Source organism: Acinetobacter sp. Ac_3412, from assembly GCF_013072675.1.
Classification (GTDB): domain Bacteria; phylum Pseudomonadota; class Gammaproteobacteria; order Pseudomonadales; family Moraxellaceae; genus Acinetobacter; species Acinetobacter higginsii.
Genome location: NZ_LXUJ01000014.1, coordinates 60622 through 75887, shown reverse-complemented (window position 1 = coordinate 75887; position 15266 = coordinate 60622). Strand labels below are relative to the sequence as shown.

13 protein-coding genes are annotated in these 15266 nt (G+C 42.0%); 5 read left to right on the top strand and 8 right to left on the bottom strand.

Annotation, left to right across the window (positions count from 1 at the left end; translation table 11 throughout):
• Positions 1–11: 11 nt before the first annotated feature.
• Positions 12–1577 (top strand): ATP-binding protein, encoded by a 1566-nt coding sequence (locus tag A7P54_RS17495; RefSeq protein WP_004802151.1) that lies wholly within the window; start codon positions 12–14, stop codon positions 1575–1577.
• A gap of 25 nt (positions 1578–1602) precedes the next feature.
• The gene (locus A7P54_RS17490; protein WP_004802148.1) at positions 1603–3039 is read left to right on the top strand and encodes a sigma-54 dependent transcriptional regulator; all 1437 of its coding nucleotides are present in this window, start codon (positions 1603–1605) and stop codon (positions 3037–3039) included.
• 38 nt (positions 3040–3077) lie between these two features.
• Here A7P54_RS17490 and A7P54_RS17485 read toward each other — a convergent pair whose 3' ends face one another.
• The 4 genes from A7P54_RS17485 to lptF all read right to left on the bottom strand — a co-directional run bounded on the left by A7P54_RS17485 (position 3078) and on the right by lptF (position 8092).
• A complete protein-coding gene (locus A7P54_RS17485; RefSeq protein WP_171550356.1) occupies positions 3078–4253 on the bottom strand; it encodes a S41 family peptidase in 1176 nt (391 codons plus the stop codon).
• 9 nt (positions 4254–4262) lie between these two features.
• Positions 4263–5807: a 2,3-bisphosphoglycerate-independent phosphoglycerate mutase gene (gene gpmI, locus A7P54_RS17480; protein ID WP_171550355.1), complete on the bottom strand. Its 1545-nt coding sequence runs from the start codon at positions 5805–5807 to the stop codon at positions 4263–4265.
• Positions 5808–5921: 114 nt separating this feature from the next.
• Entirely contained in the window at positions 5922–6992 is a 1071-nt protein-coding gene (gene lptG, locus A7P54_RS17475) for an LPS export ABC transporter permease LptG (RefSeq protein ID WP_004802141.1), read from the bottom strand.
• Entirely contained in the window at positions 6992–8092 is a 1101-nt protein-coding gene (lptF, locus tag A7P54_RS17470; protein ID WP_004802139.1) for an LPS export ABC transporter permease LptF, read from the bottom strand. Before lptF ends, lptG begins: the two co-directional genes overlap by 1 nt.
• 154 nt (positions 8093–8246) lie before the next feature.
• On the opposite strand from lptF, the gene A7P54_RS17465 reads away from it, so the two are divergent.
• The 3 genes from A7P54_RS17465 to A7P54_RS17455 are packed head-to-tail and all read left to right on the top strand — an operon-like array spanning position 8247 to position 10768.
• Complete coding sequence (locus tag A7P54_RS17465) at positions 8247–9695, top strand: leucyl aminopeptidase (RefSeq protein ID WP_004802137.1); 1449 nt, start codon at positions 8247–8249, stop codon at positions 9693–9695.
• A gap of 3 nt (positions 9696–9698) precedes the next feature.
• The gene (locus tag A7P54_RS17460) at positions 9699–10106 is read left to right on the top strand and encodes a DNA polymerase III subunit chi (RefSeq protein WP_005314778.1); all 408 of its coding nucleotides are present in this window, start codon (positions 9699–9701) and stop codon (positions 10104–10106) included.
• 35 nt (positions 10107–10141) lie between these two features.
• Positions 10142–10768 (top strand): hypothetical protein, encoded by a 627-nt coding sequence (locus A7P54_RS17455; RefSeq protein WP_171550354.1) that lies wholly within the window; start codon positions 10142–10144, stop codon positions 10766–10768.
• 43 nt (positions 10769–10811) lie between these two features.
• Here A7P54_RS17455 and A7P54_RS17450 read toward each other — a convergent pair whose 3' ends face one another.
• From A7P54_RS17450 to ribD, 4 genes are all read right to left on the bottom strand, one after another.
• On the bottom strand, positions 10812–11471 hold the full coding sequence (locus A7P54_RS17450; protein ID WP_004656373.1) for a riboflavin synthase: 660 nt from the start codon (positions 11469–11471) through the stop codon (positions 10812–10814).
• 155 nt (positions 11472–11626) lie between these two features.
• Positions 11627–12469 carry an MIP/aquaporin family protein gene (locus A7P54_RS17445; RefSeq protein WP_171550353.1) on the bottom strand — a complete coding sequence of 281 codons (843 nt, stop codon included), beginning with the start codon at positions 12467–12469 and terminating at the stop codon, positions 11627–11629.
• Between the two features lie 395 nt (positions 12470–12864).
• Positions 12865–14157 (bottom strand): DNA adenine methylase, encoded by a 1293-nt coding sequence (locus A7P54_RS17440; RefSeq protein WP_171550352.1) that lies wholly within the window; start codon positions 14155–14157, stop codon positions 12865–12867.
• The gene (ribD, locus tag A7P54_RS17435; protein ID WP_171550351.1) at positions 14154–15254 is read right to left on the bottom strand and encodes a bifunctional diaminohydroxyphosphoribosylaminopyrimidine deaminase/5-amino-6-(5-phosphoribosylamino)uracil reductase RibD; all 1101 of its coding nucleotides are present in this window, start codon (positions 15252–15254) and stop codon (positions 14154–14156) included. The genes A7P54_RS17440 and ribD overlap by 4 nt, the downstream gene beginning before the upstream one ends.
• Positions 15255–15266: the final 12 nt, after the last annotated feature.

Below are 15266 nucleotides of genomic sequence, written 5' to 3'. Positions count from 1 at the left end.
AGTAAGCGCCTATGTTAGGGAAAATTGCGTCGTCAGTCTCACAAACTGTCTATCGGCTTGGGGTTTGGTATAGCGGCTATCGGCTAATCATTTCGATTAGCCTGCTGTTAATTTATTTACTGACTGCTGAACAACTTTCCAGCAACTATGTTTATCCCTTCTTATATTTTTATACCTTGATTTGCTATATCGCATTCAACATTTTTCAACTGTTTTTACTACATCTTGTCCCGATACAGACCTCAAAGCAGTTGATTTTTATCTTTCTGATTGATGTCATTTGCCTAAGCTTAATCACCTTTTCTGCAGGTGGTCCAAATCTGCAACTCAGCTTGCTTTACGTCATTATTATTTTTTCTTCTGCGATATTATTAAACGCTCACCTGTCGCTGATTATTACTTTATTTGCCGTCATTATGGTGGTTTACCAACGTTTTTTAGGTGACTTTTTTGAGGCCAATAATTTAAATCACCTCGGAAATAGCGTTTTTCTGGCGTTTTTATTTTTTGTAGTTCATGCCATTGGTCGTATTGCAGTACAGCGTTTTAAAATTCTAGAAACTTTAACTTTTCATCAATCCATTGAAATCCATCAACTACAGAATATTAACCGTTATATCTTAGAACAAATCGAAGATGGCTATTTAGTACTGGATGAAAGTAACCATATCGTATTAACCAATCCTGCAGCCAATGCGCTATTAGGTATCCATTTACCGATTTCCTTAGAAAAAACGCCACTGATCAAATTACAACCCGACTTATTTGAACTGGTTCAGTTTAGTGACTTAGAAGATGGCGAAGAATTCAGTTTTGAATCACAGCAAAGTTCATACACCATCAACGTTCGGGTTAAGCATCTAATTGTTCCTGAACAAGCCTTAGTGTTATTGATCTTAAAAGATGCACAGAAACTGACTCAGCAAGTTCAGCAATTGAAACTCGCCGCACTTGGTCAGCTGTCAGCCAGTATTGCCCATGAAATACGCAATCCTTTGGCTGCTATTGTGCAAGCCAATGAATTATTCAAAGACAGTGATACCCACCAACAAGAAATGCTGTCGCGCATGATTAGCAAACAAGCCAAGCGGATTGATAGCATCGTGCAAGACACCTTAGCAATGGCACGAAATAAACCGACAGAAGCACAAGAAATTGATCTGAGCTCCTTCTTTGAAAGTTTACTCAATGAAGATCTTGCAGATGCTAAACAACAAATTCAAATTAAACTCACAGAGCAAACCAACATCTTATTTGATGAAAAACAATTACGCCAAGTGCTGATTAATTTAATTAGAAATGCATTAAGACACAATGCAACTGATGCACCTTATATTGAAGTCGAGGTGCACGAAAAAGACGGACGAACTTGCATTGATGTCATCGATTTTGGGACGGGTGTCTCAAAACGGGATATTTCTCAACTGTTCAAACCATTTTTTAGTACCGAAATTAAAGGAACTGGTTTAGGATTGTATTTGTCTCATACTTTTTGTGAGGCAAATCATGCAAAGCTCACTTATATAGAGCGACAACAAGGAGCATGCTTCAGGATTGAATGCTCAAAAACTCATTGATTTATAGATTAGGTTTCTCGGGGAAATGGCAACAAAACAACCACTCGTCTTATTGGTAGACGACGAAGAAGATTTATGTCTTTTAATGCAGATGACGCTGGCGCGTATGGGCATCAAGACACATCTGGCCTATCGGGTCGAACAGGCAAAAAAGTTCTTTACTGAATTCCAGTACGATGCTTGCTTAACAGATTTAAATCTTCCAGATGGCAATGGTTTGGATCTGGTCAAACACGTGACACAGAACTATCCCAATACGCCTATTGCGGTACTGACTGCCTACGGCAATATGGATATTGCCATTTCAGCCTTAAAAGCAGGCGCATTTGATTTCGTCAGTAAACCTGTCAACCAGATGCATTTGGATCAATTGATTCAGAAAGCATTGAACCGTCCACAGCCTGAACAAGAGGCTGCCGAAACAGCCTTAGAGAACAAGCTGTTAATTGGACGTTCTGCACCTATTCAACAGCTCCGCATCGCCTTAAAGAAAATTGCACGTTCCCAGGCCCCAGTATTCATTACAGGTGAATCAGGAACAGGCAAAGAAGTGGTTGCGAATCTGGTCCACCGTTTAAGTAATCGCAGCGAAGGCCCTTTTATTGCGATTAACTGTGGGGCGATTCCAACTGAATTGATGGAAAGTGAACTATTCGGGCATAAAAAAGGCAGTTTTACTGGCGCGACTCAGGACAAGCAAGGCTTAATTCTGTCTGCACACGGCGGGAGTTTGTTCTTGGATGAAATTGCCGAACTACCTTTAAATATGCAGGTCAAATTGCTGCGTGCCGTACAGGAAAAGAAAATTCGTCCCGTTGGTTCAGATCAAGAGATTGATGTAGATTTCCGTGTGATTAGTGCCAGTCACCAAGATTTGGAACTGTTGGTACAGCAAGGTCGTTTCCGTCAGGATTTGTTCTTCCGTATTCATGTGATGGATATCGTACTGCCACCTTTACGTGAACGTGGACAGGATATTTTGTTATTGGCCAATCACTTTATTCAAAAGATTAGTCAAGAATGGGACCTCACTGCAAAATCGTTATCTTCACGTGCAGAGCAGTTCTTATTACAGCAATATTTCCCAGGTAATGTGCGTGAATTGCGCAATATTATTGAACGTGCGATTACGCTGAGTGACGATGACAATATTGATTTGGCACATCTCCAAACTGCACCTTTACGTAGTTCATTGGCAAACCCAGCACCTTCATTTTCCAATACGACAACTGAAGAAGTTGAAACACCGCAATATTCTGCAAGCCCAAACATGAGTTCAAAGAAGCTTCCTCCGGAAGGTTTGGAGCGCTATTTGGAGAATATTGAAAAAGAAATTCTTCTGAATGCATTGAATCTTACCCATTGGAATCGAACCTTAGCCGCGAAGAAGTTGGGAATGACCTTCCGTTCGTTACGCTACCGTTTGAAAAAATTCGGTTTAGATACGGAAGATGATGAATAATCAATATTAAAAAAAGCCCCTCAACTGAGGGGCTTTTTTTAATATCTACTTTTTAAAACCAGATCTGTGACATGCTCAAGATAATTATCTTCTTTCATCTCGGCAGACAAAGCATAGGTCTGATTTGGCTGAATGCCTTGACCTTCAATCATATTGCCATTGGGAGTGTAATAGTGTGATACCGTCATCTGCAATGCAGCGCCACTTGGTAAGGGAAATAACTTTTGTACCACACCTTTGCCATAACTATTTTCACCGACCACCCATGCACGCTTATGCTCTTTTAATGCTGCTGTAAAGACTTCAGCAGCAGAAGCAGAACGACGGTTGATTAAAATGCCTAATTTCATATTTTGAAATTCATTAGAAGGAAGTGCTTGGAATTGCTGATCACCTTCAGAACGGCTTTTAGTCGTGACAATTAAACCCTGATTTAAAAATAGATCAGCCGCTTCGACTGAGGCTGAAAGCAAGCCCCCTGGGTTATTACGTAAATCGAATACCACGGCCTTAAGTTTGGTCGAACTATATTCTTCAATCAAACGTTTAATCTCATTCGCCGTATCTTGCTGAAAAACACGTATTTTCAGCACCAATACCTGATTGTGCAATAAAACGGGTTCAATATCAGTTTCGACTTTCTTGTTTCTCACCAAAATGGTCGTACTATTATTCTCTGTTTGTATCTGGACAGTACTTCCAATCGAGCCATAGAGCAGGCCTTGTACTTGGTCTTGATTTAAGCTTTTCAGTTCTTGGTTATCCACTTTTAGGATAACTTGTCCATTGCGTAAACCGAGCTTACTCGAATCCGAACCAGACTTCAGATCCTGAATTTGCCACATTTTCGAATGTGCATCATAATTTAAATTGAAATCGACAGAAGCTAAATCGCCCTCTGTATACTGAATCAGTTGACGGTATTCTTCTGCAGATAAATAACGGGAATAACGATCTAGACCACTGACCAAGCCCTTAATCGATTGTTGGAATAAAGCATCATCCGACTTTTTATCGACATAGTTATCTTTGACGATGCCGTAAATCTGTACAAATTGTTGAATAGATTCAATCGGGACTTCAGCATTACCAGACTTGGAGTCTTCATTCGACCACCCAGAAGAATGGGTGATTGGTGCGGCTGAGAGACTGTGTCCCCAACACATCAACACACTTGCACATAACGCTCGGTAAATGTTGTTGTGTTGGGTCATTGATTCACCTTATTTTAAAGTAATTAAGTTCTTGCCTTGCATTTCAGGCGGCACAGGAATGTTCATTAAATGCAAGAGTGTTGGTGCCACATCCGCTAATACGCCATCTTCAGCAATCGTTGCTTGTGTTGGACCAACATAAATAAATGGAACCAACTCTGTGGTATGTTGGGTATGAACCTGTCCACTATCATAGTCTTGCATTTGCTCTACATTACCATGATCCGCTGTAATTAACATATGCCCTTTGTTTGCCATCACAGCATCGTAAACACGGCCTAGACAGCTATCGACGGTTTCAACGGCTTTCACCGCAGCATCAAACACACCCGTATGCCCAACCATATCACCATTGGCATAGTTCACGACTAAAAGGTCAAACTCACCAGAATTGATTGCATTGACTAACTCATCAGTTACTTCATAAGCACTCATTTCTGGTTTTAAATCGTAGGTTGCAACATTCGGCGAAGGAATGAGAATACGTTTTTCACCTTCATATTCATCTTCACGACCACCACTGAAGAAGAAAGTGACGTGTGCATACTTCTCAGTTTCAGCAATACGCAATTGGGTCTTACCCAAACTTGACAGATATTCACCAATCGAGTTTTTAAGTCCTTCTGGCATATACGCCACAGGTGCATCAATACTCGCTTGATAACGGGTCAACATGACAAACTTAGACAGGTTTGGAACGACTTTACGGGTAAATCCAGCAAAATCTTTTTCAACAAAAGCACGCGTAATCTCACGCGCACGATCGGCACGGAAGTTCATAAAAACAACACTGTCACCATCTTGCACTTTAGCAATTTCGCCAATACGTGTTGCTTTAACAAACTCATCATTTTCATTCGCAGCGTAAGCAAGCTCTAAACCTTCAACTGCTGAGTTGGCGACACGTACTGCCTCACCTTCAGTCATGAGGCGATAGGCTTGTTCAACACGATCCCAACGATTATCACGGTCCATCGCAAAGTAACGACCAATCATCGAAACGATACGACCCTGATTTGGATATTGTGCAAATAAAGCATCTAGTTTTTCTAATGACGGCTTTGCACTTCGTGGTGGAGTGTCACGTCCATCTAGGAAGGCATGTAGATATACTGTCGCACCACGTTTTAATGCCAGCTCACACATTGCCACAATATGGTCTTCATGTGAATGAACACCACCTTGAGACAACAGGCCCATCACATGCACAGCACCCTTTGCTAGTTTGGCTTTTTCTACAGCATCAACTAAAACTTCATGCTCAAAAAAAGCACCAGTGCGGATATCTTTAGTAATTCGAGTGAAATCTTGGTACAGCACACGACCTGCACCTAAATTCATATGACCGACTTCAGAGTTGCCCATTTGACCATCAGGCAAGCCGACATCTTCACCTGAACCTGAGATTAAACTATTTGGATGCTTGGCCTTCATCGCAGTGAGGTTTGGCGTTTTTGCCGCTAAAAAAGCATTATCTTCAACTGCTTCACGATGTCCTACGCCATCCATAATCACCAGAACGTGAGGAATTTTGCCAGCATTTGCATCCGTCATAATGGACTCTCTGTTTGTCATTTGATCGGTCTATTTTACCGAAATTTAATCGAATTCTCCATGACCTGACTGATGGCTTTCATCAATCCTGATCATAGAACCTCTCCATCAAGCTTAGCGTGCTCGATAGAGCAGATAGCTTCCCACCATAAAGATCAGCACCACTGGCATCAGCACAAACCATGCAGGTGAAGGTGCATACACTAAGCTTGCATAGCCCAAGAAATCTTGAAGATAGAAGAAGCCTAAACCTGTGAACAGTGAAATCACCAAACGGAAACCCATTGACTGTTGACGTAATGGCCCAAAAATGAAGGAGCAAGCAATCAACACCAAGGTAATTAAAGAAAATGGTGAGGTCACTTTCTGCCAGAAGGCCAATTCATAGGTCTTCGGAACCTGGCTATATTCATCCATATAGCGCATGAAACTAATCAATTGGCTTGGAGATAAATCTTCAGGGTCCAAGGTCACCATATGTACATATTTCGGCTGTAATGCTAAACCAAGCGATTGCTGCTCATGATCCGTTTTAATGGCATTGCCTTGCGCCAGTAAATCCACTTGATGTGATTGGGACAACTGCCATTCACCATCTTTAATAAACTGTCCTTTTTCAGCGGTCACAAAAGACTGCAAGCGATGGTCCTGATCAAAATCAATGGTTTGAATATTGCGTAACTGACCTTGTGAGTTGGCATAATCAATATAGATAAAGCGCTGCCCTTCACGTGACCAATAGCCTTTGACTTCGCCCAAAGCTGCTACACTGCGTTGTTTTTTAATACTTTGAGCTTGTTCGTTGGTATAAGGAATCACCCATTCACTCAACACAAAAGACAGTACGATCAATAACAGCGCTGAACGCATGACCCAGCCAACAATTCGCCATAAACTGATACCAACAGAACGCATTACGATCAGTTCACTATTCGAAGCAAGTGCGCCCAGTCCTAAAACAGAGCCAATCAATGCAGCAACAGGCAGGATTTCATATAAATAACGCGGCGCACCCCACATCACAAACAGAAAAGCCTGCCACGCATTATAGTTAGGTTTCAGCGAACCCAATTCACCAAGGTACGTAAATAATACTTGTAGGAAAGATAACACCAGCGTTGTTCCGAGCATGGCTAGAACCGTGGTTTTTGTCACATGTTTGGCGACTATTCGACGTGCTAACATCACAACCCCACTCGCTGCATACTTTTCTTAATTTTAGGCGCTAATTTTTGTTTACGTGCAAAAATTGCGGCTGCAATGGCATAAACCAAAATCACAGCTGGATAAGCCCAAATGTCCAACTCATCTTTACTGATTCGAGTCTTAATCGCGATCAATACCACAATTAAGCTGGCAAAAATAAAGATCGCAGGAATCAAACGATAATAACGCCCTTGACGCGGACTCACTTCAGACAATGCGACAGCAAGCATCAAACCCACAATAATGATAAATGGTCCAAAGATCCGCCATCCCAGTTCACTGCGAACCACGGAGTCATCCCGTTTCTGCCAAAGCTTGGACATTGACAATGCTTCTACATCATCACTTTCAAATTTCACATCTTTATCATTTTCTAAACGTAAGCGATAAGATTGAAATTCTGCCTGAAGATAACGTGGCTGATTAGGATAAATCTCGTAACGGCGGCCTTGAACCAAGTCCACAACATTAGCCGTATCATTAGCAACTTCAACACGAGTGGCTTCTTTCGCCAAAATCATGATGTCTGGTTTATCTTCTTGGTTGGATTTTTGATAGAAGAAAATCTCTTTTAAATTCTTACGATCTTCAGACAATGAGTCTGCATAAATCGTAAAAGGTCCTGAAGAAATAAACTCCTTGGGACGAACCAAGTCAAAGCCCGTGCGTACCGCTTGTGTGCTGGTCAGTTTTTCAAACTCACGTAAGCCCCATGGTCCCATCCAAATCATTAAACAGGTTTGCACCACCAGATAGACCAACGTCATCGGTAACAACATGCGTGCCAACTGGTTACGACTCACACCACTGCCATTTAACACCGCCATTTCATGGTCAACATAAAGACGACCAAACACCAGCATCAAGGCAATGAAGAAACCCAAAGGAAGAATCAGCGTTAAAAATTCGGGCAAACGATAGCCGATGATGCTAAATAAAATGCCTGCATCTAAACGACCTTGAGCTGCCACGCCAAAATATTTGATTAAACGACCACCCATCATAATCAGGGTTAATAAACCTATGACGACGAGAGATGTCGAAACCACTTGTTTGACGAGATAACGCCGAATAATCAAAGTAATACTTCCAAAAAGCCCAATTGAAGGTAACGCTAGTTTACCCGAATGTTAAAAATATAAAACCTATCGCTTGTTGCGGATTGCAACCTCATATCTGAAAGTGTTTAATGGACTTATCTTTATTTTTCACTCATCAGGTTCCATACAAACAATGAAATTTACCCTTCATAACGCATTCCCAACTCAGGCGTCTAGCGAATCTTTGTGGATTTTGGTTGATTCAGAACAATTACAACAGAACTTAAATACATATCAAATCAATCACCTAGAAGAAGTGCTTAACGCAACACAATTCAAAGCAGGTTTTAACGAAAGCTTAGCCTTAATTGCCAATATTTCCGCACAAGCCAATGCTCACCTGCTAGGACTCGGAAAAAGTGCCGAGTTAAAAGCCACAAAATTAGCAAAACTCGCACAAACTATTATCAAATCATCACAAAATAAATTTAAACAAATTAGTGTCGATCTTTCAGCACTCCCAACCGATTTACATTCACTGTTTGTCTTAAGCCTGACTCAAGCAGCCTATGGTTATGATGAATTTAAATCGAAAAAAAATGAATTTGTATTAGAAACAATCCATCTTGTTGCCAATCAAACCACTTTAGATGATGCACAACTGAATCTAATTCATGCAGTGCAATCAGGCCAAAACTACGCACGTGATCTCGGCAACCGTCCAGGTAATATTTGCTTCCCTGAATATTTGGCAGATCAAGCAATTGCACTTGCAGCACAATATCCAGCGCTTTTAAAAGTCACAGTGCTTGATGAGCAGCAAATGGCGGACTTGGGGATGTATGCATTCCTTGCAGTCAGCAAAGGCTCTGACCGCCCGGGTCGCATTATTACACTCGAATACAATGCCAAAGTAGATCAAGCACCTGTCGTGCTTGTCGGTAAAGGTGTGACCTTTGATACAGGTGGTATTTCATTGAAACCCGGCTTAGGCATGGATGAAATGAAATTTGATATGTGCGGCGCAGCTTCTGTTCTTGGAACCATTCAAGCACTATGCGAAGCACAATTGCCAATTCATGTGGTCGGTGCGATTGCAGCTGCTGAGAATATGCCTTCTGGCCATGCCACTCGTCCGGGTGATATTGTGACCAGCATGAGCGGTCAGACTATTGAAATCCTGAATACCGATGCAGAAGGCCGTCTGGTTCTCTGTGATACCTTAACGTATATCAAGCGCTTTAACCCTGCGCTGGTGATTGATATTGCAACGTTGACTGGTGCTTGTGTGGTTGCGCTAGGTAAAGTGGTGAGTGGCTTATTTACGCCAGATGATGAACTTGCCCAAGACCTACAACAAGCAGGTGAACAGTCACTAGACCGCGTATGGCGTATGCCAGTGATGGAAGAGTATCAAGAATTACTCGACTCTCCTTTTGCCGATATTGCCAACATTGGCGGTCCATATGGTGGCGCAATTACTGCTGCTTGTTTCCTCGAACGTTTCACCCGTGATTATCGTTGGGCACACCTCGATGTCGCAGGTACAGCGTGGTTATCGGGTGCAGCTAAAGGTGCTACAGGTCGTCCAGTGCCATTACTGATGCAGTTTTTAGCAAATCGTGTTGCAACGAAAAACTAAAACATGCCACAAATCAGCTTTTATCTATTTGAAAATAGTAAAGAACGGCAAGTCGAAAGTGCTTGCCGTTTATGCCGTAAGATTCTGAATCAGCATCCACACATCTGGTGGTATTGCGCTGATTCAGGGCAGCAAACGGAGTTAGATGAGAAACTTTGGAACTTTGATCCACTCAGTTTTATTCCACATGGCATTGATCAACCGCATAGTCCTGTGTGTATTTCAGCGGAATTACCCCCTTCGAATGATTGGATCGTGTTTAATTTTAACAATCATGCACTTGAACAAACTCAAGATTTTCGCCACATTATCGAAATTATTGAAAATAATGAAACGGCAAAACAGATCGGGCGGGAAAAATTTAAAATGTATCGTCGTTTAGGTATTGAACCGCGAACCTTTAAATTATAAATCGGCAATAAACAGCATCATTTGAGGAGTGTCTTGTGGCATTAAATGTAGGTCAGGACTTTAAAAAACGTTGGTTAAATGCACCTGAGGCTGTCCGTCAGACCTATCAGGATGATTTAGCACGTATTTGTGATCTACTGTTACCACAAACACTGACTCAGACATGGACACAACATGAGGAAAATGCGCAGCAACTTTCTCAGCAGCGCATTGATCAAGCCTATGCCGACTTAAAAGCGGACTTGATTGAACAAGCACGTATTCGTAAACAACTGGCTTTGGAAAAGGCATTGGAAGAAAAGCGTGCAGCTGAAGCCGCCTATGCAGCACAACTGCAAGCCGATGAAGCCCGTCAATTTGAACAACAGACTGAAAACCTGCTTGCCTTACGTGGTCATATTGATCAGGAAATTGCACAGCAAACTGAACGCTATCAAAATAATCCTGAACAGCCAAGTATCGATTATTCAAAGGCTCAACGTGTTGTGATCGATGATCAGCAAATTCTTTCAGAGTTAGAAAGTGTTCGTGTACGACTTGAATTAGAAGCCGAAGGTTTAATTGAGCAAGCGGTAACTGTATTCCGCGCCAAGTTACATGCCCTCGCGCAAGATGAAATTGACTATATCTTGAAAAATAGTGAATTTTCAGACGAAAAATAATAAAAAGGCCCAGTTCGAACTGGGCTTTTTTATACTTCATCTTTTATTTTAAAAAACCATTTTCAGCCAAGAATGCCATACTGATATTCGATTCAGTTTTCTGTTCCGCAGCCTTATCACCTAGCAATAAACGCTCGATATAACGTGCCAAGACATCCACTTCCAAGTTGACTTTACTGCCGACCTGCCACGTGCCGATATTGGTACGTTCTGCAGTATGTGGAATCAAATTCAAACTTAAAATATTACCGCGTAAATGGTTAATGGTTAGACTGATCCCATCGACAGTAACTGAACCTTTTTCAGCTAAATATTTAGCCAACTCAACAGGCGCTGTCACTTCAAAATACAGTGAACGTGCATCATGTCGCACTAAGGTAATTTCACCTAAACCATCCACGTGTCCACTGACAATATGCCCACCAAAACGTGTGGTTGGTAGCATCGCTTTTTCGACATTGACGGCTTGACCGACTTTCCATTGCCCTAATGTGGTACGGTTTAAACTCTCACGCGAAACATCAGCTGCATACCAGTTTTCACCCCATTCAATCACGGTCAGGCAGATCCCGTTGGTGGCAATCGAATCCCCCAAATGTACATCAGACATATCCAAATCAGTTTGAATACGCAAACGAACATCACCACCTACACTCTGTAGGCTCTCAACCTTACCTAAACTTTCAATAATGCCTGTAAACATGGGAGTTTCAACCTATCTTTATTGCAGTATGTACCACTGTAAAGAAGATACCTTAAAGCAAAGAACTAGAGATAACAAGGCATGTACAGTCCAAATACAGGCAAATAAAAAGGGCAATCCGTTGACTGCCCTTCAGATTCTTGATCTGGTCTTTATTACATTTCAGACACTGGCTTTTCAGCAATTTCTTTTTCTTTTACTACAACAGGATTGTTGACTAAAAAATGACTAAAAAACAGCTTATAACCAAGTACGCCCAAACAAGCACCCACGATTGGTGCAATAATCGGGACGATGAAATATGGAATATCGCGTCCACCGGTAAATGCAACAGGTCCCCAGCCAGAGAAATAAGCCACAATTTTCGGGCCAAAATCACGGGCAGGATTCATAGCAAAGCCAGTCAATGGGCCAAAAGATGCACCAATCACTGCAACCAATAAACCGACCAAGATCGGTGCCAAAGCACCACGCGGTAAACCATTGCTATCATCCCCAATCGCCATAATCAACCACAGCAATAACATGGTGATAAACATTTCCACCATAAAGGCCTGACCAAGCGAGAGCAGATGATGGGGATAGGTTGAGAAAATTCCCGCCAATTCTAAACTTTCAACACTGCCCCGCACCATATGATGGGTTTGCTCATAGTCCACAAATAAATTGCTATACAGACCATAAACCAGAAGTGCACCTACAGCAGCACCAGCAACTTGTGAAACGATATAGAAAGGCACTTTACGTTTTTCAAAACCAGCAAACAGTGCCAAAGCGATGGTCACTGCGGGATTAAGATGTGCCCCAGAAATGCCAGCAGATAAATACACTGCCAATGCAACAGCCAAACCCCATACAATACTAATTTCCCACAAACCTAAACTCGCTCCCGCAAGCTTAAGTGCAGCCACCACACCAATACCGAATGATAAAAAAATTGCGGTAGCAAAAAATTCAGCTACACATTGCCCCAATAAGGTGGGTTCCGAGCGACTCATAACAACCTCTCTTGGTCATCGCTGCAAATAGGCAAGACCCTAAATTAAGCTCGGCAAACTATAGTTATTTTTAGATATGGTCAATATCATTTGGTAAAAATTTGAACGATTGGTTAAAGTATTCCTAGCCTTATATTAAGTGAACATGACGATAAAATCTAAAGACAAAAAATTCTATATATTTGTTTTAAATCATTATTTCTTAATTGTAATTTTCTAAGCTCTAATTTAAATGTATGACTTCGCATGTATAAACCAACTCAAAATTGGTAGATATTTACTATAAAAACATAGGCTTATCTTACAAATCGATCACAACAATCTAATTAACCGATACTCAGCAAATATTGGATACAAAAACACCACTTTGTTGCCAAAATGGTGTCTTTTTTCTTTTACCAAAGTGCCAGTTGAGTACTGTTACCCGTGGTATCTACACCACCCAATTCAGCGAAATGGTACAACTGCCCCAAGAGCTGCCGTAATGGTGGTCCAGACTTGGCATGGGTGTCCGTGATCACAATAAACTCAAGAACGCGAGCACGTTCAGACTGGCGTTGTTTACTGACCCGATAACGTGGAACATCTTGGGTCAATAAGGTCACTTTACCGCGCTTCAAATTGGCAGTCAGTAAGTCCTTCGGCTCAATATTTCCATCAGTCGAATAACTGGTCAAAATATAACGTGCATTAATCGTTTCCAATAACTTTTCATAGGCCTCTTTGGCATATTTAGAAGAGTTATAAGGACTTGGACGTTCTTTACGCCAAGCTCGATCAATACCACTTTTAAAACCTTTGGTGTCTGGGGATGGCAAGTCAACTTGGTCCCATAAAGTCAGTGCATTTAGAACATGATAGTTACTGCTATAGGCATGCTGATTATAGGGTGGATCAAGATAGGCGACATCAACCTCAAAACTACTCATTTGATTGGCCAGATGCTGTGCATCAACACACCACATTTCAGCAGCAGGACGCTTAGCATCTCCAATCTCACAGAAACGACTTGGTGTCAGCCACAATAAAGATTCAATCCGCTCCAAGGCAGTTTGGGTACGTCCGCCCCAGCCCTGATGGAAACTTTTAAAGACACCACTGGTATTACTGACGAAACTTGCGGAATACAGTAGCGGTGCCAATAAAGCACTCATCTCTATATCATTAATTGCACCTTGTGCTTGCCACGTTGCAATCTGCTGGCGAATCGCATCAATCCGCATACCGTTACGGCGTTTGAAGAACAAACGATCACGGGCAGGATCATACACATCATCATTACGCGGACATAAATTATGCGTGACCCAGCCTTTAACTTCAGGTAAGCGATTCAGATAATCAATGGCTTTCTGATAGCCACCTAACTCTTTAAAAGCAGGTGCATCAACACAAGCTAAAATGGCATTGTTCAACGCATGACTATACGGTTCCCAGTCATTGGCAATCACGCGATAACCATTCTGGCGTGCTAACCGCGAAACAACCCCACTCCCCGCAAAGAAATCAGCAAAAATCGGTGGATTCTTTTTCTTGCTATTCAATGTACCTGTAATCTCAAGCGCTTCTAAAATAAGGTGAAGTAGCCGACGCTTATTACCAAGATAAGGCACTAACTGATGAAAAAGATATTCGTCAGTCGTACGGGCAGCATGACGACGTTTGTGATAAACCGATGGTTCTGGATTCATATCATCTCTTGGATAGGGAGCAATCTTAGGCGTATGTCTTGCCCAAGTTGGGTTACATCGACCAACTCAAAACGGAGCTGCTCTGCCATTTTGCTAAATTCAGCATTAAACATAGCCCGAGCAGATTGACCAAGTAAAGTTGGCGCAACATAACTAATCATTTCATCAACCAATCCTTGTTGTAAAAAGGCCGTTGATAAAGTCGCACCTGCCTCAACCAAAACATCATAAATTTGATGTTGTTGAGACAAAGTCTGCAATAACTGGTTTAAAGGTTGCGGTGGCAATTGTATCACGCCTAAATCAGCAAGTTCTTGACGAAATGGTGTCATCACCATCACCGTTTCTGGATTTTGTAAAATCTTTGCAGAAAGTGGTAATTGCCCTTGTCGATCTAAAACAATCCGTTTTGGTTGCATCACTGTTGTCAGATCAACGCCTTCTAAAACACGCACATTCAGTTCGCAATCATCAGCTAAAACCGTTTGAATACCAGTGATCACCGCACCCGAAATTGCCCGCCAATGTTGTACGTCTTGTCGAGCTGCTGTGCCAGTAATCCACTTTGATTCACCCGAAGCCATCGCAGTACGGCCATCCAGACTTGATGCTATCTTTAAACGTACATAAGGCAGGCCAGTGGACATGGCCTTCAAAAAACCCAAGTTAAGCGTTTTTGCACTTTCCGTACAAATCCCTGTTTCGACCTCAATACCCGCATCTTGTAAAATTTTAACGCCTTTACCTGCGACCAGTGGATTTGGATCTGAACAGGCAATGACAACTTTTTTCACCTGAGCTTTGACTAATGCTTCCGCACAAGGTGGTGTTCGACCGTAATGTGCACAAGGCTCTAAAGTGACATATGCCGTTGCATCTTTGGCATTCTCAGCTGCCTGACGTAATGCAAATACTTCCGCATGCGGCTGCCCTGCCTTTGGATGGTAACCTTCCCCAATCAGTTGACCGTCTTTGACAATCACACAACCGACATTTGGATTCGGCTTCGTCGAATATTGACCACGTCGAGCCAAGGCAATGGCTTGTTGCATCCAGTGCTGATGTTCAGATAAATGATCTTGGGTTAACTCAGACATGATCTCTCGAAT

What these genes read in the sequence shown, in the direction of transcription:
- A7P54_RS17495 (WP_004802151.1), top strand. Translation starts at nt 12, where the DNA reads ATGTTAGGGAAAATTGCGTCGTCAGTCTCACAAACTGTCTATCGGCTT.
- A7P54_RS17490 (WP_004802148.1), top strand. Translation starts at nt 1,603, where the DNA reads ATGGCAACAAAACAACCACTCGTCTTATTGGTAGACGACGAAGAAGAT.
- A7P54_RS17485 (WP_171550356.1), bottom strand. Translation starts at nt 4,253, where the DNA reads ATGACCCAACACAACAACATTTACCGAGCGTTATGTGCAAGTGTGTTG.
- gpmI (WP_171550355.1), bottom strand. Translation starts at nt 5,807, where the DNA reads ATGACGGATGCAAATGCTGGCAAAATTCCTCACGTTCTGGTGATTATG.
- lptG (WP_004802141.1), bottom strand. Translation starts at nt 6,992, where the DNA reads ATGTTAGCACGTCGAATAGTCGCCAAACATGTGACAAAAACCACGGTT.
- A7P54_RS17465 (WP_004802137.1), top strand. Translation starts at nt 8,247, where the DNA reads ATGAAATTTACCCTTCATAACGCATTCCCAACTCAGGCGTCTAGCGAA.
- A7P54_RS17460 (WP_005314778.1), top strand. Translation starts at nt 9,699, where the DNA reads ATGCCACAAATCAGCTTTTATCTATTTGAAAATAGTAAAGAACGGCAA.
- A7P54_RS17450 (WP_004656373.1), bottom strand. Translation starts at nt 11,471, where the DNA reads ATGTTTACAGGCATTATTGAAAGTTTAGGTAAGGTTGAGAGCCTACAG.
- A7P54_RS17445 (WP_171550353.1), bottom strand. Translation starts at nt 12,469, where the DNA reads ATGAGTCGCTCGGAACCCACCTTATTGGGGCAATGTGTAGCTGAATTT.
- A7P54_RS17440 (WP_171550352.1), bottom strand. Translation starts at nt 14,157, where the DNA reads ATGAATCCAGAACCATCGGTTTATCACAAACGTCGTCATGCTGCCCGT.
- ribD (WP_171550351.1), bottom strand. Translation starts at nt 15,254, where the DNA reads ATGTCTGAGTTAACCCAAGATCATTTATCTGAACATCAGCACTGGATG.